Source organism: Chryseobacterium contaminans (assembly GCF_001684955.1).
Lineage (GTDB): Bacteria > Bacteroidota > Bacteroidia > Flavobacteriales > Weeksellaceae > Chryseobacterium > Chryseobacterium contaminans.
This window is the reverse complement of record NZ_MAYF01000071.1, coordinates 1-8,227: the sequence shown is the minus strand read 5'-3', so window position 1 is coordinate 8,227 and position 8,227 is coordinate 1. Positions and strand designations below refer to the sequence as shown.

The window sequence follows — 8,227 nt, the reverse complement described above, 5'->3', positions numbered from 1 at the left end:
TCTTCTACAATTAGAACAGCTTTTCAAAGGTAAATCTTCTCCCTCTTCCCTGCTTAAAAAAGATGAAGAAAAAATCTATGCCGTAAGAGATTTTATTGTCAATAACCTCGACCAAAACTGCTCCCTGATTGATCTTGCTCACCAGGTAGGAACCAATGAATTTACTTTAAAAAAAGGGTTTAAGGAGTTGTTCGGAACTACCGTTTTCAACTTCTGGAATGACAGTAAGATGGAACAGGCTAAAAAAATGCTTCTGGAAGGCGACTTAAATATCAATGAAATCTCTGAACTGGTGGGCTATAAAAATCCGAGACATTTTTCTACAGCCTTTAAAAGAAAATACAATCTGATCCCAAGTAAGATTAAAAACATAAACGGAATACCTCATTAAAAAACACTTAAATATCCGTTTGATGATGCCCCTCCATTAACCCAGACATTTCTTTTCAAGCTGTTCCATAACCACTCATACCATTTCTTTCGAATTGAAAAGGCTTAAAAAGGTTGGAAGTTTAAGTAAAAAAGGCTCCGGCAGGCATCTTTGATGCCTGCCGAAGCCTAATTGGCAGTTTAATTATTTCACATCTATTTATTGAATTCCGGATAAGGAAATCCTTTCCCGGTTTCACAAAGAAACTTCAGACTTCTGAAAAACAAGGCCCAATCGAAGCTGCATGAGGCAAACTCTGAGGTATAGGATTTCCAGCCATCATGATGAAACAATAGAACAGTTCCTTTCTGATGAGGTGCCAGCTCAAAAGTTAATGTTGTTCCAATCCAGTCCTCAAATGCCTGAATACATCGCCATTTTACAAGACTATAAGGTTTCAGATCTGTTACTTCCATCTTTTTAAAATAATCAGGACCAAAACCGAATCTTAAAATACTTCCGATTTCTGCCTTGGCAGTGGTATCCGGTGTCCACCAGCCTGCCAGTCCTTCCTGAGTGGTAATCGCTTCATATACTTTTTCTACGGGGGCAGGAATCAATAATCTATGATAAATGCTTTTTGTAGTTCCGTCAGAAGTTTTCTCTTTTAAGTTTTCAGAGGAGCCAGCTTCTTCTTTAGGCGTTGCTTTTCCTCTTCCGGTTGTAATAAGAGATTGCAAACTATCCTGAATATAATGCGTCCAGGCATCATGGCATACCTGATAACATTCATAGGCAGGCGTCAATCCTTCATGGGTAAATTTAAGTTCAGTTTTGTCTTCTTTTCTAATAATTTCAAAGATGACGGAAGTATCTTTCCACTCTGTTTTATCATCTGTAAACTTAAAATAGTTCTCCAAAACATGCCATACCACCTTCCTGGCAGGCTCTATTTCTACGACTCTTATTTTGCAGCGGTGAACATCCTGATAATGATAAGAAAACTCTGCGTTCAGCTTATCAGTAGCACCTTCAATATTTTCTGACCACCACCCCCGTACATTATTGACTGCATCAAATACCTGCTGAGGAGCAGCATCAACGGTAATACTTGTTGTAAAATCCAATGGTTTCATAAGGTATCTCTTTAATTAAATTAATACTATTTCCTATTGAAGAAAAACTATATATGTTTCCCTATATCAAATGTATGGACAAAAAATGACCTTTTAAGGGTGTAATATAGACATTCCAAGAGGTTGATCCGGACAACACCATTTCGTATATTTACATGAAATACAAATGATTACAATACAATCATAATCAAAAAAAGCTGAAAACATGAAACATCTGACAATATTGGTTCCTGATGTTCAAACAGGCCCGAACACGCTCTCCTGTATTATAGGTTCATATCACATTTTTACGGAAGCCAACAGATATTACAGCCTGAATAATAAAGATCAGATATTTACCATTGAACTGGCAGGCGTTACCAAACAATCTGATTTTGTGAATGGCTTACTGGCAGTAATGCCGCAAAAAGATATTGAATCTATAAAGAAAACAGATTTAATCATCATTCCTGCTATTACTCCCGATTTTAGAAAGATTGAAGGTAAAAACAGTCTACTCGTAACATGGGTATCAGCACAATACAGGAAAGGTGCTGATGTGGCAAGTATGTGTACAGGAGCCTATCTACTGGCCTCCACAGGATTATTGGACAAAAAAAGCTGTTCCATTCACTGGAATGCCGTTGTAAACTTTAAAAACCTTTTTCCAAAGGTCAATGTAAAGCCGGAAAAAATCATTACAGATGAACAGGGCATTTATACTAATGGCGGCGGATATTCTTTTTTAAACCTGCTTCTTTATCTAGTTGAGAAATATTATGACAGACCAACAGCCATCTATTGTTCTAAAATATTTCAAATTGACATTGACCGTCATACCCAATCGGATTTCATCATCTTTAACGGACAAAAATCGCATGGAGATGAAATGGTCGTTCAGGCTCAGGAATATATTGAACAGAATTTCTCTGAAAAAATATCCATTGATGAGCTATCCAGGAAATTTACTGTAGGAAGAAGAAGTTTTGACCGCAGATTTACAAAAGCAACCGGCAATACACCCATTGAATACCAGCAAAGGGTAAAAATTGAATCTGCCAAAAAGGAATTGGAAACTTCAAGAAAAACAATCAATGAAGTAATGTACGAGGTAGGATATTCTGATGTAAAAGCCTTCCGGGATATTTTCCGCAGAATTACAGGGCTCTCTCCTATTGAATATAGGAATAAATACAGCAAAATTCCACATAACTAATTGATTATAAATTTATGATAATATTTTTAAATAAACCTGCCACACGAATCCTGCGTGTGGCAGGTTGAAATTTATTCAGAACACTGCTTATATAAATACCAATCTTTTTTATACTTTTCAAAATATGTTTTGTTCATATCTTTCAAACTGTTTTTATCTGACAATCGAAAAAATGTATATGAACATTTATCCAAGAAAAAAACAAACTGAATATTTTGAAAATCATCAACAGATAAATTTGACACATCTAGTTTATCAAATCTATCTAACAGTTTTTCTAACGATTTAATTTCTGTCTCAGACTTAGTAATAGAATTATTATCTATATCTTTGATATTCTTAATTTTTCCAGTAATTCCTTTTTTAACGAAAATTCTTTCATTATCTTTTTTTTCATTAGAATTACTTATTAAATATTCCCCATATGTTATTGAATATCCCTTAAAATAAGTGAAATTTTCATTTTCAAGTTTGGAAAATTTATTACTATACTCAATTGGGGTTGGGCTACATTCCGTAAGAATGAGAAACAAAAATAAACTAATAAGAATTCTTGTGAGTTTTTCCATATGACATTATAGCTTTTATTGATCTATAGTCACCCCGTTTAGCATGAGTAGCTCCTAATATTATTGATCTTTGGCCATCTTTAGAGTCCCATTGAGACTCATAACCATTTCTTCTTGAATTAAACCTACTATTTGCATTTGCTCCTAATTGAAGATCAGAATAATATAACGACTTTCTAAACCATGTAAAGACCATTACTGATCTAGCAATGTTTTTTATTGAAGATATAAGAATGATGCTCGCATCAGCTGAGGAAATCATATAGTGAATATTAAAGTAAAAAAAGATATCAAAAATATCACAGATAATCCTACGATAATAAATTCATAAATTTTCATTTTTTTATAATTGATTACAATTGAAATAACCAGTATTATCTGAAGGACTATACTTAAATAAAAAACAATATTAGAAATTCCCTGTAATTGCCTAGGGTTTATTATATTATAAACAAAATTAGGAATTTGACTACTATACAGATTGTATCTTACTAATACACTGATTATTAAATTTATTAATAAAAAGATGCTTTTCTTTTTCATAATATTATTTTTTGTAAGTTCCTTTATAGAAATATTGATGTCCTCTCCATATAGCATTTTGGTCTCTAGAACTTTCATTACCAAATTCATTCATTCTTGCTCCCCACATGGCTTTTTCAGCAGAAAGACCTATATATTTAGTCCATGCTCCCCACATAAAATTACCTGCATCAAAAGTATTATAAATCATATTTACGTTACCAAATCTGAAGAAAGCGTTTGGAATAAATTTAGCATTTAAATTTTCATTTGTAACTTCAATATTTTTACTTTGTAGAAATGGTACTAAAAAACTATATGTAAAATCTGAGCCTTTCCCAAAGCCAAAGTTATATGAATTTAAGAATAAATCAACATATGAATTGATTTTACTACCCCAACTATCCATGCCATTCATAAGCATTAATTGATTGTTATGATAAACACTTGTTACTTGAGACTTTAAAGCTGAAAATGAAATAGGGTAATATAATCTGTCTCCAACATTAAAGACTTGACTTAACATATATTTATCATCTTGTGCTGAATCATTGAAAAATAATTGAGTCCCACTTTCGTCAAAAAATCTATTTGATTTACCATTTCTAAGAATATTTGAAACAATTCCGTTGCTTTTAACTGTTATATCATCAATAGGTTTTGATGACATTAAATCTTTTAGTTGAGAAAAAGCTCTTTGTGCATCTTCTTCAGTATAGGTAATACTACCTCCACCATCTATAACAGCTCTTCCGTCCGGGTCAATAAATCTAATTGGATTATTTACAGCGTAGTTATAAGGTGAATGTCTTGTATATTTTTCAGCCAGCGGATCAATCACTCCCCATCTTCCTAGATCCGGCATATACATCCTTGCACCATAATCATACATTCCCGTCTCCTGAAGCTCCTTGCCATTGTATTTGTAACTATATAATGCTCCAAAATTAGAAAGGCCAAACATTCCTGAAATATGGTTTAATCCAAATGGATAGTAATTGTTTATATCTGTAACTTCAAGAACACCTGCACTATTCCTTGCAAAACTTACCCTTGCATTTCCTAAATGATCTTTATATTGATAAATATAACGATTTTCTGTAAAACTGTAAAAACCTTCTGAAGTAGGCACAAACTCAAGTTTCCATGTAGGTGTTTCTCCCAGATCTGGAAAAGTTTTCCCAAGATTTTCATAAGCTTGCTCTTCAAAAGCAGATTCTGTACGACAGGTTATACATATTCCTCCTCCTTTTCGATAAGAATATTGAAATCCATCCAAATAATCCGTTGTGGTATAGCTTGTTAAACCTCTCACTGGCCTGCTTGAATAAACCTTCCTTAATTTCGTTCCATCTGCACGATAAAGGTAATTCAAGCCTATATACGTAGTAAGTCCAAAGCTTTTGTTTTCGATCGAATAAGAATTGGGTAAACTAAGGTAATTATAACCAATCGTATTTATTCCTTTATCCACCATATTAATCATATTTCCATTTGCATCATAATCAATCATATTATTGCCTCCTTCATATCCTGTATCATTCATTGCAGATTCTATGACTTGATTTAAACGATTTCCTGTGTATTTATATTCAAGATTATCTACTAATGCAGAAGTTTGACCTGATACTGGAATAGCATTTCGTTTCAAAGTATTGATATTCCCATTCACATCATAAGTAAGATATTCATCAAAATTACCATTTGCAGGATTAGTAACATGAGGCTCTGAATAGAAACCATTTTTTAAGCGGTTTAGGGAATCATACTCATAATTGTACCTTTTAAGAACATCTTCTGAAGAATTTCGCCAGTCTATCTCTGCAATATTTCCATTAAACCTACCTGATGATTGGGTAGTATATAACGGATTGTTATACTTTATTTCATAACCAAACAACTTCCCGTTCAAATTAGCAGGATCATTGATCTGAGTCAGCCAGCCGCGGATATTGTATTTATAATCCATCTGCTGAAGCGAAGAGCCTATAGTAATCCCACCTACTTTTTTAGATTCAAGCTGGGAAAGCTCATTATACTTATTCTGGGTAAGGATTTCTACAGGATTTGCATCTACTTGGTGTTTGTGTACAAGCAGCCTGTTCTGGTGGTCATATTCAAAGTTTTCTGTGATGACTCTTTCAGTATCTGTTGCCAGTCTTTTATGCCTGGTGATAACGCTTTGAGCTACTCCCGCAAAATCCAATCTGGATTCTGTTTTGGTATACCCACCCAAATGATTAATGGAATGAGTTCCTATTACTCTTCCTTTAGCATCGTAATAAGTGTAATTCTTTGTCCAGTTGTCATCTTCAATATTCTTCACCAGGCTCATCACTGGAAGGCCTTTGGTACTTCTGCCTTCAGAGGATAATGTTTCTGTTAAAGTATCTGCTCCCTGAATGGTAGTGGGAAATGGAGGGGTAAAACTATAGGAAGGGTAAGTATCATAATAATTGACACTTAGGACTTTAAAATTGGTAGTAGGATAAGCTTTATCTGTGGAATAAAAAATATCCATCCCACTATTATTCCAACCCGAAGTATTTCTTGTTTCAATATTTACTCCATGTCCTTCTACGGCACCTATCTGTTGAATACGCCCCGGTGGGCTGTCTAATATCCCTGTATAAATGGGTCTTGAAAACTGGTCGTATTTGGTAAACAACCATTGTCCTGTTGCTCTTAAGTTAGCATCCTGAGTCAAAACAAGCCTATCTGCTTTATCATACACCATATATTCCCAGCCTTTGCCTGGAAGCTTCTTTTCTACCAGACGGTTTTTTCCGTCATACCTGTATTGATAACAAAGATCACTTAATATAGGATCCTGAACAGGTTCTGAATCTGCAAGACCATTATCTATTAAAAGTCTCATTGCTTTAGGGGAAATCACAAATGCCAGCTGATCGTATTCATTATACACATAATATGTATCAATATTTTGAGTGCCATCATTTTTTCTGACCAATAGAGTCTGATCTTGCTCGTTCCTAAACTCTATTGTTTTATTTCCATCTTCATCTTCTATTGTATTTTTATATAAAGTATTAGCATTATAATATCCATTGCTAGACACACTATTATTTTCAGATACTTTAATGGTTGATAATGTTGCTCCATTTTGGAATATTGTCGTGGTAACAAAATTGTAAACCTCTCCTGGAATATTGGCATCATATCCAAATTTTACAGGTTTGTTACTCCAATCATTACCTACCTGAATTTGTTGCTGAATCCTATCCAGGGGAGATTTTTCCAATATTTTCTCGGAATAGATCTTTTCGGATCCATATGGGGTATTGGCTGTGTTAGTTAGGGGATTAGGAATTATAGCTCCGTTCAGACTTGTTGGCTGAGGAATGGGAAGATAGTCTTTTACTTGCCTTCCGAATTGGTCATATTCATTATGGGAGACGACATCTTTTCCCTGTGGAGAAACCTTTACATTAACAACCTGCTTTAGCCTGCCCAGGCCATCAAAGTACTGAACGGTTTCTGATGATTTTGTAGGTGTAGTTCCATTATAATCCAGGTAAGTTTTGGATTGGATATAGTTTTCTCCCTGGGTAAGCTGCGCTTGGAGGCATTGCCCCAACAGCAGTATTCCTATGGGAATGAGTATTTTTTTCATGGTAATATTATTTTTGATATTGGAAGTTAAAATTTAATGGGCTTTGTGAAGATGGATCCACTGTTCCTGAAATTAAAGTTGCTTTACAATTTCCCGTGGTATCAATGTAGATTTTCCACTGACGGCCCCCTTCCGAATGCAAAATTACTCGATCGGCTGATGGTGCACAGGCTAGACCAACCTTTCCAATATCAATACCTCCTGACCAATTTTGCCAAATACCGAGTGGTGGGAACGATAGATAAAATTTTACTTTACCATCTGTTATTGTGGTACCATTATAACTGTATTGTGGATTACCTATGGTTGAAGAAAAAGTAAAGCTACAAGAAACAATAGGCATACAAGGTCCATTTTGATTTGCCATATTTTGCCCATTAATAGCAATGTCATCTAATGCTTCTTGATCTGCGGCTAATTGACTTACATCAGATTTATAAGTTCCACTAGGTACAATATAATCATAGGAACCGCCCTCTGTATTACCTGTACAATTTGTTCTTTTGAAAATTTGACTTTTTTCAGCATTAGAATAAATAACAAGTGAATTTGTACCATATCTATATTTAAATTCTTTCAATATCTTACTGTTGATATCCACAACTTTCTCTAGCCTATTAGTTGTGTCGTATTTATAATATTCTCTTAATCCAGAAGGAGGTGTAATACTCGTTACACCAATCAGAGGATCATAAGTATATGTTGTAATTTGATAATTAGCTAGATTAGCATTTTTTCTCAGATTATCCAATGCTGTTAACAAAGAATTTTCTTTTGTGAAATTTAAAGCGTCTTCATTAG

Annotated in this window: 6 protein-coding genes; 2 read left to right on the top strand and 4 right to left on the bottom strand. The window is 34.3% G+C overall.

Going from position 1 to position 8,227, the window contains the following annotated elements; translation table 11 throughout:
• Window positions 1–391 (top strand): helix-turn-helix transcriptional regulator (locus BBH99_RS05960; protein WP_131799195.1); only part of this gene is annotated, 391 nt, incomplete at its 5' end.
• 194 nt (window positions 392–585) lie between these two features.
• On the opposite strand, the gene BBH99_RS05955 is transcribed toward BBH99_RS05960, so the two are convergent.
• Window positions 586–1,506 (bottom strand): SRPBCC family protein, encoded by a 921-nt coding sequence (locus BBH99_RS05955; protein ID WP_066693300.1) that lies wholly within the window; start codon window positions 1,504–1,506, stop codon window positions 586–588.
• Between the two features lie 205 nt (window positions 1,507–1,711).
• Here BBH99_RS05955 and BBH99_RS05950 point away from each other — a divergent pair, with 205 nt between their 5' ends.
• Window positions 1,712–2,701, top strand: a complete 990-nt coding sequence (locus BBH99_RS05950) for a GlxA family transcriptional regulator (RefSeq protein ID WP_066693298.1) — start codon at window positions 1,712–1,714, stop codon at window positions 2,699–2,701.
• Window positions 2,702–2,772: 71 nt separating this feature from the next.
• On the opposite strand, the gene BBH99_RS05945 is transcribed toward BBH99_RS05950, so the two are convergent.
• The 3 genes from BBH99_RS05945 to BBH99_RS22320 all read right to left on the bottom strand — a co-directional run.
• On the bottom strand, window positions 2,773–3,270 hold the full coding sequence (locus BBH99_RS05945) for a hypothetical protein (RefSeq protein WP_066693295.1): 498 nt from the start codon (window positions 3,268–3,270) through the stop codon (window positions 2,773–2,775).
• Between the two features lie 547 nt (window positions 3,271–3,817).
• Window positions 3,818–7,426, bottom strand: a complete 3,609-nt coding sequence (locus tag BBH99_RS05930) for a DUF6443 domain-containing protein (protein WP_066693286.1) — start codon at window positions 7,424–7,426, stop codon at window positions 3,818–3,820.
• A gap of 7 nt (window positions 7,427–7,433) precedes the next feature.
• Window positions 7,434–8,227 (bottom strand): DUF5977 domain-containing protein (locus tag BBH99_RS22320; protein WP_228390746.1); only part of this gene is annotated, 794 nt, incomplete at its 5' end.